The organism is Neglectibacter caecimuris, assembly GCF_034335015.1.
Taxonomy (GTDB): domain Bacteria; phylum Bacillota; class Clostridia; order Oscillospirales; family Acutalibacteraceae; genus Acutalibacter; species Acutalibacter caecimuris_A.
The window spans coordinates 231721-252731 of the sequence record NZ_JAWXXK010000001.1; the positions used below are offsets into that span (position 1 = coordinate 231721).

General features: G+C 48.7%; 19 protein-coding genes. 3 read left to right on the top strand and 16 right to left on the bottom strand.

Features of this window, described 5'->3' with window-relative positions:
- Window positions 1-84 precede the first annotated feature (84 nt).
- Complete coding sequence (locus U8T64_RS01065) at window positions 85-969, bottom strand: sugar phosphate isomerase/epimerase family protein (RefSeq protein WP_322180099.1); 885 nt, start codon at window positions 967-969, stop codon at window positions 85-87.
- A gap of 789 nt (window positions 970-1758) precedes the next feature.
- Between U8T64_RS01065 and U8T64_RS01070 the strand changes: the two genes are divergently transcribed.
- The gene (locus U8T64_RS01070) at window positions 1759-2052 is read left to right on the top strand and encodes a DUF4160 domain-containing protein (RefSeq protein ID WP_322180101.1); all 294 of its coding nucleotides are present in this window, start codon (window positions 1759-1761) and stop codon (window positions 2050-2052) included.
- A 52-nt stretch (window positions 2053-2104) separates the two neighbouring features.
- Window positions 2105-2353 (top strand): DUF2442 domain-containing protein, encoded by a 249-nt coding sequence (locus U8T64_RS01075; protein ID WP_322180103.1) that lies wholly within the window; start codon window positions 2105-2107, stop codon window positions 2351-2353.
- Between the two features lie 572 nt (window positions 2354-2925).
- On the opposite strand, the gene uvrA is transcribed toward U8T64_RS01075, so the two are convergent.
- From uvrA to uvrB, 8 genes are read right to left on the bottom strand one after another with little or no spacing between them, the layout of a single operon-like run.
- Complete coding sequence (gene uvrA / locus U8T64_RS01080; protein ID WP_322180105.1) at window positions 2926-5757, bottom strand: excinuclease ABC subunit UvrA; 2832 nt, start codon at window positions 5755-5757, stop codon at window positions 2926-2928.
- Window positions 5747-6142 carry a DUF3795 domain-containing protein gene (locus U8T64_RS01085; protein WP_322180107.1) on the bottom strand — a complete coding sequence of 132 codons (396 nt, stop codon included), beginning with the start codon at window positions 6140-6142 and terminating at the stop codon, window positions 5747-5749. Before U8T64_RS01085 ends, uvrA begins: the two co-directional genes overlap by 11 nt.
- 21 nt (window positions 6143-6163) lie before the next feature.
- Window positions 6164-7132 (bottom strand): GrpB family protein, encoded by a 969-nt coding sequence (locus U8T64_RS01090; RefSeq protein WP_322180109.1) that lies wholly within the window; start codon window positions 7130-7132, stop codon window positions 6164-6166.
- Window positions 7133-7136: 4 nt separating this feature from the next.
- Window positions 7137-7901: a GNAT family N-acetyltransferase gene (locus U8T64_RS01095; RefSeq protein WP_322180111.1), complete on the bottom strand. Its 765-nt coding sequence runs from the start codon at window positions 7899-7901 to the stop codon at window positions 7137-7139.
- 22 nt (window positions 7902-7923) lie between these two features.
- Window positions 7924-8610: a flavodoxin family protein gene (locus tag U8T64_RS01100; protein WP_322180113.1), complete on the bottom strand. Its 687-nt coding sequence runs from the start codon at window positions 8608-8610 to the stop codon at window positions 7924-7926.
- A gap of 18 nt (window positions 8611-8628) precedes the next feature.
- On the bottom strand, window positions 8629-9174 hold the full coding sequence (locus tag U8T64_RS01105; protein ID WP_322180115.1) for a Type 1 glutamine amidotransferase-like domain-containing protein: 546 nt from the start codon (window positions 9172-9174) through the stop codon (window positions 8629-8631).
- On the bottom strand, window positions 9140-9502 hold the full coding sequence (locus U8T64_RS01110) for a CPCC family cysteine-rich protein (RefSeq protein ID WP_322180117.1): 363 nt from the start codon (window positions 9500-9502) through the stop codon (window positions 9140-9142). The genes U8T64_RS01105 and U8T64_RS01110 overlap by 35 nt, the downstream gene beginning before the upstream one ends.
- 1 nt (window position 9503) lies before the next feature.
- The gene (uvrB, locus tag U8T64_RS01115; protein ID WP_322180119.1) at window positions 9504-11522 is read right to left on the bottom strand and encodes an excinuclease ABC subunit UvrB; all 2019 of its coding nucleotides are present in this window, start codon (window positions 11520-11522) and stop codon (window positions 9504-9506) included.
- 475 nt (window positions 11523-11997) lie between these two features.
- Between uvrB and U8T64_RS01120 the strand changes: the two genes are divergently transcribed.
- Window positions 11998-12921 (top strand): IS110 family transposase, encoded by a 924-nt coding sequence (locus U8T64_RS01120; RefSeq protein WP_437125989.1) that lies wholly within the window; start codon window positions 11998-12000, stop codon window positions 12919-12921.
- Window positions 12922-13177: 256 nt separating this feature from the next.
- Here U8T64_RS01120 and U8T64_RS01125 read toward each other — a convergent pair whose 3' ends face one another.
- The 7 genes from U8T64_RS01125 to U8T64_RS01150 all read right to left on the bottom strand — a co-directional run bounded on the left by U8T64_RS01125 (window position 13178) and on the right by U8T64_RS01150 (window position 21011).
- On the bottom strand, window positions 13178-14530 hold the full coding sequence (locus U8T64_RS01125) for a hypothetical protein (protein WP_322180121.1): 1353 nt from the start codon (window positions 14528-14530) through the stop codon (window positions 13178-13180).
- Between the two features lie 6 nt (window positions 14531-14536).
- Window positions 14537-17791: an AAA domain-containing protein gene (locus U8T64_RS01130; protein WP_322180123.1), complete on the bottom strand. Its 3255-nt coding sequence runs from the start codon at window positions 17789-17791 to the stop codon at window positions 14537-14539.
- A gap of 54 nt (window positions 17792-17845) precedes the next feature.
- Entirely contained in the window at window positions 17846-18094 is a 249-nt protein-coding gene (locus U8T64_RS13845) for a Wadjet anti-phage system protein JetA family protein (protein ID WP_496196604.1), read from the bottom strand.
- Window positions 18091-18300, bottom strand: a complete 210-nt coding sequence (locus U8T64_RS01135) for a hypothetical protein (RefSeq protein WP_322180125.1) — start codon at window positions 18298-18300, stop codon at window positions 18091-18093. Before U8T64_RS01135 ends, U8T64_RS13845 begins: the two co-directional genes overlap by 4 nt.
- A gap of 14 nt (window positions 18301-18314) precedes the next feature.
- The gene (locus tag U8T64_RS01140) at window positions 18315-18749 is read right to left on the bottom strand and encodes a hypothetical protein (protein ID WP_367575386.1); all 435 of its coding nucleotides are present in this window, start codon (window positions 18747-18749) and stop codon (window positions 18315-18317) included.
- Between the two features lie 95 nt (window positions 18750-18844).
- Window positions 18845-19693 carry a DUF3990 domain-containing protein gene (locus tag U8T64_RS01145; RefSeq protein ID WP_322180127.1) on the bottom strand — a complete coding sequence of 283 codons (849 nt, stop codon included), beginning with the start codon at window positions 19691-19693 and terminating at the stop codon, window positions 18845-18847.
- 103 nt (window positions 19694-19796) lie between these two features.
- Window positions 19797-21011 (bottom strand): tyrosine-type recombinase/integrase, encoded by a 1215-nt coding sequence (locus U8T64_RS01150; RefSeq protein ID WP_322180128.1) that lies wholly within the window; start codon window positions 21009-21011, stop codon window positions 19797-19799.

The following is a 21011-nucleotide window of genomic DNA, read 5'->3' on the forward strand; positions in this document are numbered from 1 at the left end:
CTGTTTGCGTTATAAGTAAGGATAAAAGAGCGCCGCAGGTCGCAGCGCTCTTCTTTTCGGGCAGATCGAGCTTGCAGTTCAAACTTACTGAATATTTTCCTTCAGCCAGGCGCAGTCGTCCTTGAGGCACTGATCGTGCTCATCGTAAAAGCCTTCCCGCTCTACTACCCAGAAGGCCTCAAAATCCTGCTCATCCAGGGCTTTCTTGATCTCCTTCCAGTCGATGTTGGATTCCGGCGCGCCCATTTTGCACTGTACCTGGAAACGCCCGCCGTCCTGCTTCGCGCGCTCTTCAAAGCCCTGCAGGATCTTCTGGCGCTCCTCCAGGGGCAGCTCCTTTACATGGGCAAAGGGAGATTCCTTGGGGCCGCCTTCCCCATGGCGGGATTCCGGCAGGCCGCCGGGGCCCGCTACCCGGCTGTTTTCCTTGACGTGAATGGAAATAATGCGGTTTCTGTATTTGCGGATAAAGTAGGGGGGATACATGCCGCCGTTCTGGGCCCAGCCGCAGTCCAGCTGGGAGAAGCATTTGGTGCTGTTATCCAGCAGGTGCTCCAAGAGGGATTTTCCCTCGTCAAAATAGAATTCCTGGCTGTGGTTGTGGTAGCCGATCTTAATACCGTAGGGCTCCGCCATTTCCGCCATTTTATCCAGCAGATGGGCCACTTCCACAGCCTCCGCCTTGTTGCAGAAGGGGGTGCCCGCCCAAATGACCGCCTTGCCGCCCAGAGCTGCCATTTTCCTGACGATCTCCTCAGTGGGCTCCGCATGAACGGAAGTCACGGTAAGGCCTGTTTCCGCCAGCCATTTCTTGATGTCCTCCACATCGTTTTCCAGGTCCACAGGCAGCAGCTCCACACTTTCAAAGCCCAGCTTCCGAATGGTTCGGAATTTTTCCAACAGCGTGGGGCCAAGGCCCAGATAGCTGGCAATGCCGCCGAAGGAATAAGTACCGATGCCAACCCTCATAAAAATGATCTCCTGATTTTTATTTGCCCGTTTTCCGCTCAGGGAGAAAACGGCGCGATTTCTTATTTCTAACGATACCATATTTTCCCGGAAGTTTCAAGGGAAAAGGGGGTGCAGAATGAGGAATTAGTAATGAGCAATGAAGAGCAAGGCAAATAAATTGGGATTTAACGGTTATCCACTCACCTCCCGCCTGTCATCCTGAGCAGAAAGCAAGGAATCCCTGCTTTCTCGGCGGAGGATCTCGTCCTTAACCTTTTACCAAGAATTAAGGGCGAGATTCTTCGCCTGCGGCTCAGAATGACAGTAGAGGGAACTATGTACTAAACTACAATTTGTCATCTTATCTTCCGGTCGGGTCAGAAACCAAACTTCCGCACTAAGCGGGGACACGAGTGGCCGCGGCGCCTCGCCGCAAACTATAATTTAGCGGTTACTCTGCAGCCGGGCCGGGGATCATTCTCCCGCGCCAAGCTGGGGCGCAATCATTTGCAGGGTATCCTTTCCTGTATCTGGAAAGGATACCCCCTTAAAAACGGTTTCTGGAAATTTTAGATAAACTATATTTTCAGCCTTCCTGTTTGGCTGATCTCTTTAACGACAAAATTCTTCAGAAATCGACACAATACCTATAATTTCTCTCACAAATTTCAAAGTGAATTCTCTTGAAAGAAAAAATTTTTACAAAAATCTGTTTTTCTCAAAGAATGGGGTTGATTTTTCTTTCCTGAATGTGTTACAATTTCACTTAACAAATAGTTGCGGCTTTGCGGGTCATTAGAAAGCCGTATGACTAAAACGGTATATTCAGGAGCTGATCTCATGTCTGTTGTTTCCATGTTTTTTGGAATCGTTATTCGCATCTATCGGGGAGAGGAACACGGGCTTCCCCATTTCCATGCTTCCTATCAGAAGCATAACGCGGTATTCACCATAGAAGGTGATATCGTGGCGGGTAGCCTTCCAAAAAAACAGCTGAAATTTATCGCGGCCTGGACAGAGATCCACAGGGAAGAGCTGATTGCGGACTGGGAACTGGCCTTGCGGGAGGAGCCCCTGTTTCCGATCGACCCACTGCGCTGAACGGCATATTATAAGACCCGGCTTGAGCTTTCGCGGAAAGGAACACGTTTTTATGGCAGATGCTCCAGTATGGATCATAAGAGAAGTAGAGCCCCATGGGGACCACACGTTACTGCTGTTTTTCGCCAATGGGGAACGACGGATATTTGACGCCCGCCCCCTGCTGGAAAAGCCGTATTACCGCAAGCTGAAAAGCCTTACTTATTTTTTGAAAGCAAAGCTTGACTACGGCACGGTGGTTTGGAACAATGATATCGATATTGCCCCGGAATATTTATACCAGCACAGCAAACCGGAGTAGAAGGAACAGACAATTTCTAATCAAAAAAAGAGCTGCCGCAAAAGGGTACATTTTGCGGCGGCTCTTTTTAATGCCGAAGGGCAGCTAACGATAATGAGAAATGAGCAGTTAGCAATGAAGGGCAGAAGGCGAGACAATAAAGGATAGTTTGCGGCAAGGCGCCGCGGCCACTCGTGCCCCTGCTTGGTGCGGAAGTTTGGGTTCTGACCCGACTGGAAAAGATGGAAAATTATAGTTTAGCGAACTAGTCGTTAACCGTTAGTTGTTAGAGAAGGGCAAGCCTCCTCTCTTGTCATTCTGAGCCGCAGGCGAAGAATCTCGCCCTTAATTCCAGGGCAAAAGGACAAAGGACGAGATTCTTCACCGAGAAAGCAAGGCTGCCTTGCTTTCTGTTCAGTAATGACAAAAGGAAGGTGAGCGGATAACCGATAAATTGAAGTTTATCGCTCTACTTGCGGTCGGGTCAGGAACCGATTTCCCGCACCAGGCAGCTTCACGAGTGGGTGCAGCAAATTCCAATTCATCTAACTGGTTCCTTGCCCTTAAATTCCCCATTCCTCATTGCTAATTTCTCATTCCTTTTTAAGCAAGAGCGGCTTCAAGAACTGTCCGGTATAGGAGCCTTTCACCTTCGCCACCTGCTCCGGCGTACCCTGAGCTACGATCTCGCCGCCCCGGTTGCCGCCCTCCGGTCCCAGGTCAATGATGTGATCGGCGGTTTTGATGAGATCCAGGTTGTGCTCGATCACCACCACGGTGTTGCCGGTATCCACTAAACGTTGCAGCACCTCGATGAGCTTGTGCACATCGGCGATATGCAGGCCGGTGGTGGGCTCATCCAAAATATAGATGGTTCTGCCGGTGGGCCGCTTGGAAAGCTCTGTGGCCAGCTTCACCCGCTGGGCCTCGCCGCCGGAAAGGGTGGTGGCGGGCTGGCCCACCTTCACATACCCCAGGCCCACATCTACCAGGGTTTGCAGTTTCCTGCTGAGCTTCGGGATATCCCGGAAGAAGTCCAGCGCCTCCTCGGCGGTCATTTCCAGCACATCGTAAATGCTTTTTCCCTTGTACTTTACCTCCAGGGTCTCCCGGTTATAGCGGTGGCCCTTGCACACCTCGCAGGGAACATACACGTCCGGCAGGAAGTGCATTTCAATACAGATAATGCCATCGCCCTGGCAGGCCTCGCATCGGCCGCCCTTCACGTTGAAGGAAAAACGGGAGGCGGTAAAACCCCGCATTTTGGCGTCCTGGGTGCTGGCGAACAGCTCCCGGATATCGGTGAATAGACCGGTATAGGTGGCCGGGTTGGAACGGGGTGTTCTGCCAATGGGGGACTGGTCGATCTGAATGACCTTATCCAAATGCTCCATACCCCGAATTTCCTCATGGGCGCCGGCATGGGTGTGAGCCCGGTTCAGCTCCGCCGCCAGCTTTTTATAGAGGATCTCATTGATCAGAGAGGATTTTCCTGAGCCGGAAACGCCGGTCACGCAGACAAATTCTCCCAGGGGAATTTTTACGTTGACCTTCTTCAGGTTATTTTGCGAGGCCCCCCGGATCTCCAGAAAATTTCCGCTGCCCTTTCTCCGTTTTTCAGGGACCTCCACCTTCTTTTTTCCGCTCAAATACTGGCCGGTCACAGAGCCCTTGCATTTTTCAACGCCCTTGACCGGCCCGGCGTACACGATCTCTCCGCCGTGAATGCCCGCGCCGGGGCCCACGTCCACAAGGTAATCGGCCGCCCGCATGGTGTCCTCATCGTGCTCTACCACAATGACGGTGTTGCCCAGGTCTCTCAGGTGCTTCAGGGTTTCCAGAAGCTTCTGGTTATCCCGCTGGTGCAGGCCGATGCTGGGCTCGTCCAGGATGTACAGCACCCCCATCAGGGAAGAGCCGATTTGAGTGGCCAGACGAATGCGCTGGCTTTCCCCGCCGGAAAGGGTGCCGGAGGCACGGGAAAGGGTCAGATATTCCAGGCCCACGCTGTTCAAGAAGCCCAGCCGGGCTTTGATTTCCTTGAGGATCGGAGCGGCAATAAGCTTTTCCCGGTCGGTAAGCTGTAAGGCGTCCACAAATTCCAATGCCTCTGTGACAGACTTATCGCAGAGCTCGCTGATATTGATCCCTCCCACGGTGACGGCCAAGCTTTCCCGGGAAAGCCGCCTGCCGTGGCACTCGTCGCAGGGGACGGCGCTCATATAGGTTTCGATCTCCTCCTTGATCCAGTTGGAGGAGGTATCGTGGAACCGGCGCTCCAGGTTGTTGATAACGCCCTCAAACTCCGCCATATAAGTGCCGCTGCCGTACTCGCTGACCCGCTTGAGCTTGATCTTTTCGCCCTTTGTGCCGTACAGCAGGATATCCACGATATTGTCGGGCAGCTCGCCGATGGGAGTATCCAGGGAGAAATGGTAGTGCTCCGCAAGGCCCCGCATATACATGGCGGCAATGGTACTGCCCTCCATGGCCCAGCCGCTGGCCTTCAGACCGCCTTTATTGATGGAAAGCCGCTTATCGGGAATGATCAGCTGGGGATCGATGCGCATGAACACCCCCAGGCCTGTACACTTCTTGCAGGCCCCGAAGGGGTTGTTGAAGGAGAACATTCTGGGGGAAAGCTCGTCAATGCTGATGCCGTGCTCCGGGCAGGCATAATTCTGGGAGAAGGTGATGTCCTCTCCCCCCTCCACGCTGACCACCACAACACCGCCGGTGAGCCCCGCCGCCACCTCGATAGAGTCGGCCAGGCGGGAGCGGATATCGGGCTTTACCACCAGCCGGTCCACCACGATTTCAATGGTATGCTTCTTGTTCTTTTCCAGGGAAATGGTCTCGTTCAGGTCGTAGATCAGGCCGTCCACCCTGGCGCGGACAAAGCCGGAGCGCCGGGCGGCATCGAATTCCTTCTGGTGCTCTCCCTTTCTGCCCCGCACGGTGGGGGCCAGCACCTGAATTTTACTTTTTTCCGGCAGCGCCAGCACCTGATCCACGATCTGATCCACCGTTTGCTGCTTGATCTCCCTGCCGCAGATGGGGCAGTGGGGAATGCCGATGCGAGCGTAAAGAAGCCGAAGATAATCGTAAATTTCCGTCACCGTTCCCACGGTGGAGCGGGGATTCTTGGAGGTGGTCTTCTGGTCGATGGAAATGGCGGGGGAAAGGCCGTCGATCAGATCCACATCGGGCTTTTCCATCTGCCCCAAAAACATTCTGGCATAGGAGGAAAGGCTTTCCACATACCGGCGCTGCCCCTCGGCGTAAATGGTATCAAAGGCCAGAGACGATTTGCCCGAACCGGAAAGCCCAGTCAAAACCACCAGCTTGTCCCGGGGGATCGTGACGTCGATCCCCTTCAAATTGTGCTCTCTGGCCCCATGCACTACAATTTTATCAAGGCTCATTGCTTCCTTCTCCTCTCTTTCCGGTTCTAATAAATTCCATCAGCCGCTCGGGGGTATCGAAGCCGTCGTAATCGCCGGTAAAGCCTTCCCGATGGTAGACGATCCCCCGTTTTTCGTTTTCCTCCAGGCAGTTCAGCAGCTCTTCCACTCCGTATTGCCTGGCGAACAGGGTAAAGCCATAGGGCTTGTTCTTCTCCAAAAAGCCCTTCCGGCAGCTTTCTTTGCACTGATAGCAGTGGGAAATCCCCTTTTCCAGAGAGCATTTTCTGGTCTCGCACCAGTCCTTGTCCTTACAGCCGTCTGAGAGACAACCGGGGCAGGTATCGTTTTCAGAGCACAGGCAGCAAGCCAACCCGCAGCGCGCAATTCCCAATTCCCGTTTCATAGGCTTCCTCCTTTCGTCCGTTCAGAGCTTTGCTCCCCGCAAAGCGTTGGATCCCTTTCCATTTTCATAGGGGAAAATATGCTCCGCTTTGGATTGAAACTCCTTTAAGGAAACAATCTTTCCGGCATTGTCAAACTCTATCAGAGAAACACCGTCAAAGCCGCCCTCTTCCCCGTCATAGTCGCAGCGGAAATACCACTCCACCGCTGTTTTGTTCTCTTCGTGCAGGAAGCTTTTGATCCTCCATTCCAGCACTCTTCCCTTCTGGTTCCAATCGGAAAACCACTGCTTTACCTGCCCCAGCCCCCGGTATTCCGGGCCGTAGCACTCACTGTACACGATCTTCTCCGCAAAAACAGCGTCCAGCACTGCCGGGTCATTTTCCACCCAGCAGCGAAAATACGCCTTGACGGTTTCTTCCCTTTTCTCCATACCGCTTCTCCCCTCCGGCTGCTTCCCCAGCTCCGTATATTTTCTGACAAGCTCCGTTTTTTGCCGGGTGTATTCGTTCCGGTCATGCTCGTATTCCTTCCATAGCCGCAGCTTCAAGGCCTCATATTCCTTTGCCGCCTCCGGGTGAGTATTCATATAGTCCCGGAAATACAGCTCATCGTGGTCTCCCAGAAGCCGTAGATGCAGGTGAAACACCCTTTGCGCGAAGCCCTGCTCCGTATAGCCCCTGTTAAAGGAAACCCTTTCGCCGCTGTCCGACATCAGAACATATCCATTTCCCGCTAAGGCTGCTTTCGCCTGAGAAAAAGTAGCCTTGTCCGGCGCTTCCAGTAAAATATCCACAATGGGCTTGGCCCAAATTCCCTGTATTGCCGTACTGCCGATATGGCTGACCCTGGTTTTTGGGGGAAGAAGCCCCTGCAGCGCCTCTTTTTCCTCCTGAAACCACTGGTTCCAGCAGTCGTTATGCTCCGTCAGAAAAATGGGAAACAGCTCCCACAGCTCTTCCCGGGTCATTTCCGATAAATGTTTTCCCACGATGTCAGACCTCCCGCTTTCTTGCCGAAATATCCACCCACGCCGGGCGGAATCCGCAGCCCAGGGCAATGCTCTGTGAATGGAGATTGGAAAGGCTGCTGTAGTAAAAGGGCAGCTTTCCCCTTTGCGCAAGCTCCGCCGCCAAATTCCTTACCAGCAGTGTTCCCAGCCCTCTGCTTCGGTACTCCGGCAGTACATCGATGCCGATCTGCCACAGCAGCTCTCCATCGGCGGATACTCCCGCAAGCCCCGCGATGCTTTCCCCGACCATGGCGGCCAGGGCCAGCATATCGGGCCGGGCGGGGTTTTCCCGCTCCTGCAGAGCATTGGGCCAGGCCTTGTTGGGATAGAAGCGGTCGATCTCCCCGCGCTCCAGCCAGCAGAGAGAAAACCCTTTTGGCGGGAAAGTAGGGGAAAGGTTCTCTGCGGGCAGGTAGCCATGGTGAGTTTGGGTCAGCTCATAGCCATAGGGCTCCAGCAGCCTGCTGAGAGACAGCAGCCGGGGAAATTCCAGCAGCCAGTGAGACTCCTCCACACCCTTCAGCCACTCCTCCAGAGCCGGGTGGAGCCGCGGGTCCGCCATAAGAACGGCGGCCTGGCCTGTTGTGACCAACTCAAGAAAGGGCAGCTCCGTACTGTAGGCCCGGCGGCCCGGGCACAGGGCGGGCTCTGTCAAAACGATACCGGGCGTACAAAAATCCTCCGGCCCGGCATGATAATCCAGCGCCAGCTGAGCGTATAAAAGCTCTCTGTTCTTCTGTTTGTTCATACGGTTCTCTTCCTCCGGGCCCTCACCAGGGCCTGCCGTGTTCCGTCCAGCCTTTCGCTTTCCAATAAGCCGCGTCCGCCGGGTTGCCTCCCCGGCGAAACGCCAGCCGCATCACGGAAAACATGGCCTTTGTTTTGATCCCCGGCCTGACCCTTCCCTGACGCCGCTTGATTTTCTGAGCCAAAGCGGAAAGCCTTCGCTCCGCTTTTTTCTTCTTTTTTTCGCTGACCCCTTCCCAATCGATTGCCGCAACGCCCATACCAAACCGATAAGTGCGCCCTACGCCCCAAAAGAAGGTGCTATGGGCCATATCCCGATTGGTGCTTCTCATGCCCGCCCCTGCCGCGGTGGAAATGCACACCGCCTGCTTGGAGAACATAGCTTCCTCCGGCCGGTGCACCAGCCACCGCCAGCCATAGTGATCCAGAAAGGCCTTCATGGCCCCTGTGGCATGGTACACATAGACAGGGCTTGCCAAAATCACCAGCTCCGCCTCGTCTATGGCCCGGGTAATGGGCGAAAGCCGTTCATAATGAGGACACTGCTGTTCGAAATTGAGAAAGCAGCGGCAGCAGCCCACACAAAATTCGCCGAAATCCCGGGGCAGAAAAAATTCGCTGATCTCTCCGCCCAGCTTCTCCGCCAGCAGGCGTGCCAGATGATAGGTGGTACCCTTGTGGCTTTGCCCGTGGATCAATGCGATCTTCATACGCTTTCCTCCGCTTGTTTATTCGATCAGCTCTGACCTTCCACCCTCGATACAGATCGCCTGCGCGTTGGTGAGACGAACGGTTTCCTCCCCCAGCGGCCCCGGGGGAGAGCCCTTCTCACAGTGCACCTCCAAGCGGTGCGGCAGATAGTCGAGATGACCCGGCAGATTCCGTGCGCAGATAATACTGCCCGCGCTTACGCCCACATATAGAAGCCCCCGTTCCAGCGCCCGGTCAAGGACTTCCGCAAAGCCGGAGCCCCTCACGCGGCTCAATAAATGCGCCGTATCGCCGCCGCAGAAATACACCGTGTCATAGCCGGAAAGCTCCTGGGCGTCCATGGGGCGATCCAGGTCAAAGGCCTCGATATGCTCCGGCAAAATGCCTGCGGAAAGCAGGTCGTTTCTGCACTTGGGCAGCATGACCCGCGCGCCGTCATTGACAGCGGCGGTGGGAATAAAAAGCGCTTTCGCCTTTTCCGGGCTTTTTCCCAGCAGCCTTAAAAAGCTGTCCCGAATCACGGGGTTTTCAAAGCCGGCCGAGGTCAACAGCAGCCGTTTCATCGCAATTCTCTCCTTTTTCTACCGGCGGCCGGGTTTTGCCTGCCAGATCCTCCCGCACCGCTCCCCAGCGCCTGTAGTTTTCCCGGCCCTGCCGGAGAGTCAGACCGTGATTTTCATCACTGGGCTCGTCTTCCCCAGGGGTAAACACGTCGTTTTCCCAAAAACACACTGGGCAGATATAGGCGATGGCCTCTTCCGACGGCACGGGAAGGGTCAGGCTTCCGCAGCAGGGACAGGGGTATTTTCCCTCAGGCTCCGGCGAAAGGGGAGCCGATTCCGCCGGGCCGCTGCCAGCCTGGGGCAAAAACCGGAGTTTTTCTTTGTCCATGCTATCTCCCTTTTCTCCTGGGCACCGGGGCATGATGGCTCCCGCCCCCTGTTTCCAGCTCCTTGATCTTATCCCGCAGATAGGCGGCATGCTCGAATTCCAGCAGCTTCGCCGCCGCCTTCATTTCCTTGGTGTACTTTTCGATCAGCTCCCGGCGTTCCAGGGCCGTATAGCTCTTCTTTTTCTTCTTGCCGTCGTCCTTGTGGGTGGAGATCTCCAGGATCTCCGCCACGTCCTTGGTGATGGTTTTCGGTACGATGCCGTGATCTTCGTTGTATTTTTCCTGAATGGCCCGGCGGCGCTCCGTTTCCGTAATGGCGTATTCCATGGAGGGCGTCACCTCGTCGGCATACATCACCACCTGGCCCCCAGCGTTTCTGGCGGCGCGGCCGATGGTCTGGATCAGGCTGCGCCCGCTGCGGAGAAAGCCTTCCTTGTCCGCGTCCAGAATGGCCACCAGGGACACCTCCGGCAGATCCAGGCCCTCCCGCAGAAGGTTGATGCCCACCAGCACGTCAAATTCACCCAGGCGCAGATCGCGAATGATCTCCATGCGCTCCACCGTGTCGATATCGTGGTGCATATACCGCACCTTGATGCCGTACCCTTCCAGATAAGAGGTGAGATCCTCTGCCATTTTCTTTGTGAGGGTGGTGACCAGCACCCGCTCCTTTTTTTCCACCCGAAGGTTGATTTCAGAGATCAGATCGTCGATCTGCCCGTCCGTGGGCTTTACGGTGATCTTGGGGTCCAAAAGCCCGGTGGGGCGGATCACCTGCTCCACCACCTGGGCGGATTTCTCCAGCTCCAGATCCCCCGGCGTGGCGCTGACAAAAACAGCCTGGTTCACATGGCTGTAAAATTCGTCAAAATTCAAGGGGCGGTTATCAAAGGCGGAGGGCAGACGAAAACCGTAATCCACCAGCATTTCCTTTCTGGCGTGGTCCCCGGCGAACATGCCCCGCACCTGGGGCAGGGTCACGTGGGATTCGTCCACGAACAGCAGAAAATCGTCGGGAAAATAATCCAGCAGAGTAAAGGGCGCGCTGCCCGGTTCCCGGCCGGAAAGCACTCTGGAATAGTTCTCAATGCCCTTGCAGAAGCCGATCTCGGAAAGCAGCTCCATATCGTACCGGGTGCGCTGCTCAATGCGCTGGGCCTCAATGAGCTTTCCCTCCCCCTTGAAAAACTCCACCCGCTTTTCCATTTCTTCGTGAATATCCGCAATGGCCTTTTCCATTTTATCCCGGGGAACAATATAGTGGGAAGCCGGATAAATGGCGATGTGCTTCAACTCCGCCGTCACATCTCCGGTGAGGGGGTTAAATTCCCGAAGCCGGTCGATCTCGTCCCCGAAAAACTCTACCCGCACCGCCCGGTCGCCGGACTGGGCCGGAAAGATCTCCACCACGTCCCCCCGCACCCGGAACTTGTTGCGAATAAAGTTCACATCATTCCGTTCGTATTGCAGTTCCACCAGCTTGCGCAGCAGCTCGTCCCGGCTTTTTTCCATGCCGGGACGCAGGGAGATCACCATGGTGCGGTAGTCGATGGGGTCGCCCAGGCTGTAAATGCAGGAAACCGAGGCCACAATGATCACGTCCCGGCGCTCGGAAAGAGCGCTGGTGGCGCTGTGGCGCAGCTTGTCGATCTCATCGTTTATGGCGGAATCCTTTTCAATATAGGTATCGGTCTGGGCAATGTAGGCCTCAGGCTGGTAGTAATCGTAATAGGAGACGAAATATTCGACTGAGGACTCGGGGAAGAACTCACGAAATTCGCTGCAAAGCTGGGCGGCTAGGGTTTTATTGTGGGCCAGTATCAGGGTGGGTTTCTGTACTTGCTGAATAATGTTGGCCATGGTGAATGTCTTGCCGGAGCCTGTTACGCCCAGCAAAGTCTGTTCTTTATCCCCTCTTTTAATTCCCTCTACCAGCTTGGCAATCGCCTCTGGCTGGTCTCCCGTGGGTTTGTAGGGCGCGACTAATTTGAATATCTCCCGCTCATTTTGTTCATTCATAATACGAATCCTCATTTATTACGACTTCTATCAGCCACATTTTTACACGAATTCAGCATGAATCTTCGGGCTAATCATAAGCTTACACGAATTTGCTCACCAAAAGCAAAACGGAACAAATGTTTCCGTTATTCTACCTCTTTCGAAACGCTTTGTCAATATTTTAGTATGCCACAAAAGGCTGGTCTTTACATTGAATTTAGCTGCTCTGGTTCTATTAAAGAAACACTGCTTTTTTCTTTCTTCTAACTGTAGTATGCAGGAAGTTGATCTTGTTTTTGAGAATGAGACGCAGCCGGTATTGATGTTTCCAAAGGGAAAAGCATGGTATCTGTTCTTCTCCCGTTTGGAGAAGTGGTGTCAAAGCCTTTTGAAGTGTGTTACACCGCCAGTGAACTCAGGAAGCTGGCAAACTACCTGAAAAAAGAGGATCATCCTGGAGCACACTGGGAGGTACTATGAGCCTGTGGCCCAGATGCTCTACGACGCCTGGGTGTTTGTCATTGCGGTAAACCCCAAGCTTATCAAGGACTACAGGAACAATTTTCTCCGCAAAGTCAAGACGGACAAAGCAGATTCTCGGAAAATTGCCCGGTATGGGCTTGACAGCTGGGTGGAACTACATCAACATACTCCTATGGATACGATTCGTTACCAACTGAAAACCATGAACCGGCAGTATGGCCTGTACTCCAAAGCCAAGTTCTCCATGAAGAACAACCTAATCTCTCTGCTGGATCAGACCTATCCCGGTGTCAATGCCCTTTTCTCCAGCCCCGCCCGTGAGGACGGCAGCCAGAAGTGGATGGGTTTTGCTGTGTTCTTCTGGTATCTGGACTGTGTGCGAGGTGTGAGCCTCTCCTCTTTTACTGAGCCTTACCAAAAGTGGTGTAATCGGCATAGCTACAATTTCAGCAGGGAGAAAGCCGCCGAAATCCACGAGGGGGCTGAAAACCAGATTGTAATGCTCCCCAAGGATGCCATGGCCAAGCTGCTGATCCACCAAGCCATTGACCAGCTTAACTCCGCCTCTATGACTGTAGAATTGCTGCGCACGGAGATGAACCGCTTGGCGGAGCGGCTTCCAGAGTATCCTGTGGTCATGGCGATGGGCGGTGTTGGCAAGTCCCTTGGCCCCCAGCTTATGGCTAAGATTGGAGACATGACTCGATTTGCCCACAAGGGTTCTCTGGCTGCCCTTCGCCGGTGTAGACTCCTGTGCCAACCAGTCCGGCTCTTATGCGGCCAAGAGGCTTCTTCCAAGAGCGGCTCTCCAGAGCTACGAAAAACGCTGTTCCTGGTGATGAGCGCCCTGCTCCAAATCATGCCCGCCAATAACCCAGTGTTCAGTTCCTGGACAAGAAACGTGCCGAAGGCAAGCTCTACTACGTCTACATGACCGATGGCGCCAACAAAGTTCCTCCGCGTCTGCTATGGTAGGGTGAAAGAATATCTGGCATCTCTGGTCCCGACTATCTGACCTTTTTCTATGCATACACTCTGGCTGGTGCTTTTGTGCTGGCCTTTTTGTGCTTCTCTTTTCCTCTTTCTTGTCGCCTGCAGACTTTTTCCATTTTTTATTTGTAGGCTTGCCGGTATAAAATAATGATCTCAGTAAGGAGATCCGAGCTCTGCAAGGCCACCAAAATTCACATCTACTTAGTCATTAATTGTGGATTCAATGCTTTTTCATAGTGGCTATAAATTTTTTCTATCTGGGCTTTATCAAACGTAATTATTGAGTTTGGCTTATGTAGTACCTTCTGCGGAATATTGATATGAATGTTCTGGTACTGTGTTTTAATTAATACCTGAGGATAAATTAGAAATGTGTCACCGGCAATTTTTGCAGGTCCACTTACTGAACAAAGATGTACGTTTTTCCCGTCAGTTATTCTTTCAGTTAGACGTTTAATGGAGTCTTCTACTTTATATTCATCTGCATTATATTCGATAAATATATCTTTGACTTTTGAGGAAACCAAGTAATGAATTATTTCATTATCCTCAAATAATCGACGTAAAAATGGAGTAGAGATACATAAAGCTGTTGGCTTAAATGTATCACACTGAATCAATATGTCTCGTACTTCCCCATCTAATAACAGTCGATCTGCAAAATACATTTCCTCAATTTCTTGGGTAGACACTTTAGATTTATTTCGTAATTGAATAATTGAAAGAAGATTTTGAAGTTTTTTGGCCAGTTCAGGGTTATCATTGGGAGTAGAAGAAGGCAAAGGATTGTCAAACAATTTCTCAAGGCCATTTGAGCGTTCTTTAATTTGTGTTAAGGCAGTTGACATTAGTATGGAATCCTTGTCACTATCAAAACTTAAAAACACTTCATTTTTACCTGGTTTTATATACACAAAGCAAGGTACAGGTAAAAAACGAGTTTCTTGATAAGCAATATCCAAAATTTTATATAACTCGCAGGGATCTGTTGGCCCTAATTCAAAAATGTTGCTAACCAAAGAGGACTCATAGATAGCGTTTACATATTCGAAATGGCCATGAAAATACTCCACATCGACGCGAACGGTTTCATCAAGATATATACTGCTGGGTAAGGGACGCTGTGTCAGACCAACGGGTTCCTGAAGATATAATTCTCCCGTTATAAGATTTACGAAGATACGATTTAGCTGTGTTTTTTCAATAGTAACTTTAGTAAGATTCTTTAATGCTTGTTCTCCTTTTTTTGTTAAGCCCATTTGGTTCTCCGATACAAATATAAGGTCTTCCACTGCCATCTTAGAGATTATCTCTTTGAATACATCAATATCAAGTCCTAAAGTATCACATAGCTGAGAAATATCATTAATTCCTATCTGAAGAAACTTCAGCACAGTTTCATAAATAAATGAAATACTTTGATTTTTTCTTACTAAGATACTCAGACCAACTTCTCGGACAGGAATATATGAAACGATTCTTTTTATGAATTCATAACCTGGATTGTCTGGCGGCATGTACTTCTCTAACAAATCAATATTACTATTCATGTTTGATCAGCCCCTTTCATTGTACATAATAATGTCACAATCGGCGCGGTTTTCCTGCATATATTTAATAATGAAAGGGAATCGATTATCCCGGATTTTCTCATTATTCAAGAAATCCATATCGCCTACAATTATTAGTACAGACTTTGCACGAGAGAAAGATACGTTAAGTCGGGCTTCTTCCTTTAAGAACCCAATAATCGCCTTATCGCTACTACGGACGGTCGAGTAAAGAATAATATCTTTTTGACTTCCCTGGAAAGCGTCCACAGTATTTACTTCAACTTGAACGTTCTCCAGACTCAAACTCTTAATCCGTTTTTGAATTAAGTTTAACTGAGCACGATAAGGAGTTATAATACCTATCGAATAGTCTTTGATAGCAGTTTCTTGATCAAGTTGCTTTAAATAACCACATATGATATCCACTTCGAGCGGATTTCTGTAACTATTTCCGCCGTTTGCAATCCGTACCTTTTGCTCAAACCTCTGTTTTCGATCTATGCTTGAAGTTGATATCCATGTCATAGGCTTAAAGCTTAGTTTAGTCAGATTTAAAGTGCGCTCATTTGCATAAATACCATTTTGAACTTGTCCATCATAGAAAATTTGGCTAATCATTGATCCAATGCAGGGATGCATCCGATATTGTACTGTGAGAGTTTGTTTGCATTCATCGCTGATTAAATCAAATATTTTGCCAAATCCTCCATTTTGTAGCTCCTCTATTTTTAATGGTAGGTCAGCTCGATCAAGGGCCATTCGATCAAATACCGGTGGTAATTGTTTATGGTCTCCGACCAATACAGCCTTCTTCGCTTTAATTAGCGACACCATCATCTCTGGCAAAGTCGCTTTAGCCGCCTCATCTATGATTACATAATCGAAAATTATATCTCGAATGAATGGGTTAGAGATAAAGCCTGAACAAGTGCCGGCAACAATAGTCGCATTTCTAATAAAATATTCATCGATATCAAGGGATTCTGGTAACTGAATAAGCCAATGGTATTGATTCAATAGTTTAGCAATCACCGGATGTTCATCATCTACTGCGTATTTTTGCTGAAAATCAAACACAGCTTTTTGTGCGGCATCAAGGTCTTCTTTTTCGATAGCCTTAATTCTCATGATATCTTTTGCTTGTGCATACGCAACAAAAGAATCATAATCTATGTCTTCACTTTCAAGTGATACACACATATCTTTTTGGCATTTTTGAATTATGGTATCTATCCATGATTTCTTTTGCGTTTCTAAACCATATTCTTTTTTTGCCAAAGCAGACAGTTTGTCTTCAGCACCAATACGGATAATCGTTGAAGACGCTTGCTGATAGTGAAGGTCTTCGAGGATCTTATCCACTGCAGCATGGGATTGCGACACGATTAATATTTTTTTAGTCAATAAGGGATTGCGTTTATTATGATGAAGAATTTGCTTAACTACTTCGATTAAGACATTAGTTTTCCCGGTTCCAGGAGGGCCTTGGATTAACGCCAAGTCTTTTGAATTAATAATCTTTTGAACCGCGCTTTGTTGAGCGTGATCTAGCTTCTTATCAAAAAAGGTTAGCGGCTGATTGTGCTCGAAAAACCCAGCTTTTTCGATACCGGTAATTATTCCTTTTAATTTTTTATCATATACTTCATCCTGCATGAATTCATCTAAAGCACGCTCCTGCCGTTTATATTGGGCTATTTCTCTACGATAGTCTACACAAAAACTACCACTTTGAGCCAATGCTCTTTTCATTTTTGGAGGTCTTGTCGCCTTTATAATTATAGTACTCCCATCATCTTCAAATCCGATAAAACTACCTATTTCCGTTTGCTTAATCCCAGTTCTTGTGTTTTTTTCATATATAAAAATAGTTTCAGTTGTAATGCTGTCATCGCCAAGACAGGAATCATCGCAAAGTTGAAATCTATAAATACCTTCAGAATACTTATAGCTAGAGTAATTGAATTTTAATGCTTGTTGTGCGGTATCATTAATCATTGCCTGAATGAAATCTTTCCAAAAGCCATACACATTGAAATATTCATTGTTAATATTTTTCTGGGATCTAATTTTATCAGCATGATCTATTAAACGGTTATGCAATTCGAAGGAGTGGTGATTAGGATAAGCCCTTTTTTGTGCATCAAAGAATACGCATTTCCCCGTCAAAGGCATGGCAAATTTTTTATTCCGTTCTCTATAAACAATATCAAGTTTAGAGAAACTCACTACACTAAATATTTCATTGTTAAATGTACATTTCATCGAATAATTAATTCCATCAAAAATAAAATAGTTTACCCCATTATTTTCATCTAAATAAGCGCGGCTCTCTAAAAAATTACGCCGCAAATCATCCTGAAGCAATTCGGGATTGGTACGTTTACTTGGGGCAAGCCTTTTGCGGCGCAAATCTGACAACCTTTCAATTGGAACAGTGAATACATATTGTTCATCTGTATGTACATATTTTGATAATAGACTCGAAAGATCAAATTCCACATCGACAAGGGATTCATATCTTTCATGTGGCGAATAGGCAACCATCTTTTTAATGATATCTTTCAGAGCAATATCCAATCCAGATGCGGATTCTATTGTTGTTATGAACTCCTCGGGCAGGGGGGGCTCTTGATTTGTGAAGATAAAATAAATGACTGCGCCTAATGAATATATGTCGCTCTGCTCTGTTGCATTTTCGCTATGATAACCAACTTCCGGTGCGGCATAACGGTTTGTTGCATATTGATAAGTAGTGCCACTCTGGATTGCTCCTTTAATTTTACAGATACCGAAATCAATAAGCTTAACTTCTACTTCATCCGTAATCATGATATTCTGAGGATTAATATCTCTATGTATAATTCCTTCTTCGTGAGCACTCCTCAGAGCCGCTACAGACTGCTTAATAATACTAAACTTGTCAGAGGGTTTGTGATACTTGTAATTCACATTTTTGAGCGTGTCCCCCTCGACATATTCGATATAAATATGTCCCTCAATTTGACCGCTTTCTTTAGATCTACCATATTCATAATCGAGTAAGCGCACAATATTTGGGCAAGCAGTCAACTTCGTGAGTGCTTGGACTTCTTTATCAAAAATTGCCCTATGCACTGGATTATCTAGATATGCAATCTTTTTAAGTACACATTGCTCCTGTGTATCTTTATGTTCCATCAAAAAAACGCCGCCAATACCATCATTTTTTTTACTTAGCAAGCGAACTGTTTTATACTGTCCCATTTGTTCCTCCAAATTCTTTACTTTATCTTAAACTTTATTATTGCTTTTCAGAAAATAGGCAAAACATTAGCAAGCGTACATCTGATCCGTGTGGTCCGATTGAGTTTGCTTTAGACCAGAATATGTAGCAAAAACGAGAGAGTTGTATTCCTGTACATCGCCAGTTCCCAGTTCACTTAAAAGCTTCATTACCGGGATTGCATAGGGCTGCGGTATAATGATTTCTATAAAAGAGCCATCTAAAAATTCTTTTTCCACCCATCCGGTTTTGATAAAACGGCCAATTATCAGTCTAGCTTTTCTGCTAAATATCAAACTTCCTTCGATAATTTCATCATCTTCTTTGGGTGTAAAATCTTTATCTTCCTGCGAGAAGATAAGGGCAGAAATAGAGCCACCATGCTGTCGAGTTCAAATTGAAACATTTGATGCAAAAACAGCAGCGATTTTACATATATTTCACGATTTGTTAACACCAAAACCGAGAAAAAGTTACTGGCAAACACATCAAAAACAACCATTTTATCATCCCTTTTTACTCTGTCTTCTGCCTATAAATCTCCTTCAAATCCTCAATCGCCATTTTCACATCCATGGTGTGAAAGCCCAACCAGCAGTCATTCATGGTTTCGGCGTCTGCGATTCTGTAAATCTCTTGGCTTGATTCACCGGTATAGTAATGCCAATAGCGGTAGGTATAGCCCGTCCAGTACATGATCTCGCGGGGGTAAGTCGTTTTTGTTTTAGCCAGTCCACCGATTTCTGCGCTCAACTCTTCGAGAATATATTCCTCACCCGCCCACTGGAGGCGGTCATAGGTGTCGTCCAATGCGGCGACGGTAGCGCTGTTCATGAAGGCTTCAATAAAAGCGGGGCAATCGTAGCCGTTTTCCAATGCCAGCTCAAAAAGACGGCCTTGAATATCGCATAGCTGACGTTTTTCCAAGCTCATTTCTACCATAATAATCACGATTCCCCTCTCGGAATTGTGCCTATTTCTCTTTGCGAAATAAGGGGCGAATGTCCCAAAAGGCACAAAACGCGGTTCGAAAGCTTGCTTTCAAACTATTCACCGACTTTCAAAATTTCATCAAAGAACCGGCCCTCACGGCGATACTGCCGGCAGATTTCCTCCGCCAAAGCAATCCCCTTGGAACGGTTTTCCTCACTCTCTTTTTTCAGCGTTTCACGGTCTGCGTTGGTCAGGGACTTTTCTTCGGTGATTTCAATCTGACCGCAAGCCTTTTCGGTCAATGCTACATATTGTTTGCCGAGCTTTAGTGCCGACAGGCTGTGAATTAAAGCCGTGTCGGTGATTTCACCATTAAAGAAGCGGTCAAGCACCACAAACATACGGTCGTTGGCGATGTATCCGATAATCATGTCGCAGCCGTCCGCCATAGCAGAAAACCGGTTATAAATCGAAGAACCCTTGACGGATTCCATTTTTCCCCGATTGAAAGCGACCAGCAGCGCCCAATCAATGCCAGCCTCGATATCAAGAATTTTGAGGCCGGAGAGCTTGACTTTGACGGTATAAAGTCTTGCCTTGGGATAATTGCATATCAAGGTCAACGGCTGGGAACGATCGGTTCCCATATAGAAGCCTCTGCCAAAATCGCATCTATCCCTGCTGTTCGGCTGAATTATTCCATCTATTCCTGATTTTGAACCATGATAAAGCGTGATGCTATCATTGGAGACAATGAAGCTGTTTCCCTCAAACTGTGAATAGTCGATCTTATTTTTGGTACAAAGCTGCCTAATGGCGTTCTGTGCAATCTGCGACGGATCACAACGTCCCTTTTCCCAGCGATTGACCGTAGCAAAGCTGACGCCCAACTTTTCGGCAAACTCCATCTGGCTTAGGGATAGGCGGGATCGTATCTCTTTAATGATGTCGGAGTTTTTCATAAGCTCCTCCTTAGGATAATCATATAACATCTGTATTTGTTTATTATAACATCTTCCCGGTGTAATTGCAATACAAATAATTGGGTTAAGTTTACAGATTAATTCAAGTGAAAGCAGACTCCGATAATCCAAACCCGCTGAAATCGTTTACTTTCTCCTGCTCATCTATGAATGCTTCGGTCCACTTAGGATAGAGGCCTTCCCGAAGCGTGGCGTCATCCCCATACACATTTGCCGAGAAAAACGCTTTTTTATGTCCCAAAGAATGAGATATTGCCAATAGCCCACATCCCGCCTTTAGCAATATAGTCGTATAGGTGTGGCGAAGGACATGCCATTTGATATCCGGCAATCCATGTTCTCGCAGCAGCCGCTTAAAAGGAGCCCAAAAGTAGGTTCTTCCCCTTGGACGGCCATAGCTGGAGCAGCAGATATAACCCAGATCCTGAAACTCTTTTTTTCGTCGGCTGCGGCGTTTTTCATACCGTATGCGTTCCTTCATGATTGCCTCAAACACAAAAACGGGAATATCCAAAACACGATTGCCGGAAGGTGTTTTCAGCGGTATTTCCTGTTTGGTTTTAGTCTTACTTCCACCTTTTTCTTCATCGCAAGGGATTTTCCCCAACTGTCTTTGAATATGAATCGTTCTGCTCGTAAAATCGATATCACTGTATTTCAACCCGCAGATCTCCCCTCGCCTGAGCCCCATCAACGCCGCAAAGAGCATGGGTAAGAAAATGGGGGTATCCCTGCCAGCATATAGCAGGTGTCTCAACTGGTCGGTTGTCAAAACATTGGGCGTTTCCGGTAAAGGCGTCACTTTCCGTGAAGATATTGGAAGGGGTACCGCGGCTGACGGATCATAAGACAAAACGTGTTCCGCCACCGCATAAGCCATGGAAGAGGTAATCACCGTCTTCAAAATTTTAGCCACGGAGTGGGAACGCTCCGCGGCCTTATTGTACAAAACCTCAATATGTTCTTTCTCCAGTTGGGTCATGAGAAACCTGCCCAGCAACGGAATGATGTAGTTGTTGACACAGTTGCGGTATGCGTTATAGGAATCATTTGTCAGCAATGGACGCTTGACTTCTTCCAACCAGAACCGAAAAAATTGTTCTGCCCGGATGGTCTCATCTAAAACATAGGTATTACCGTAGAATCCAGCGGCAACCTGATCTCGTTGCTGTTCGGCTTCCTTTCTATTTGCAAATCCACTCTTTTGCCTGACCCTCTTCCCTTTTTCAAAAGTCAGCGTGATGCGAAATCCGTAAGTTTGATTGATGGAAATTACATTCCCAATCTTCCATTCCAT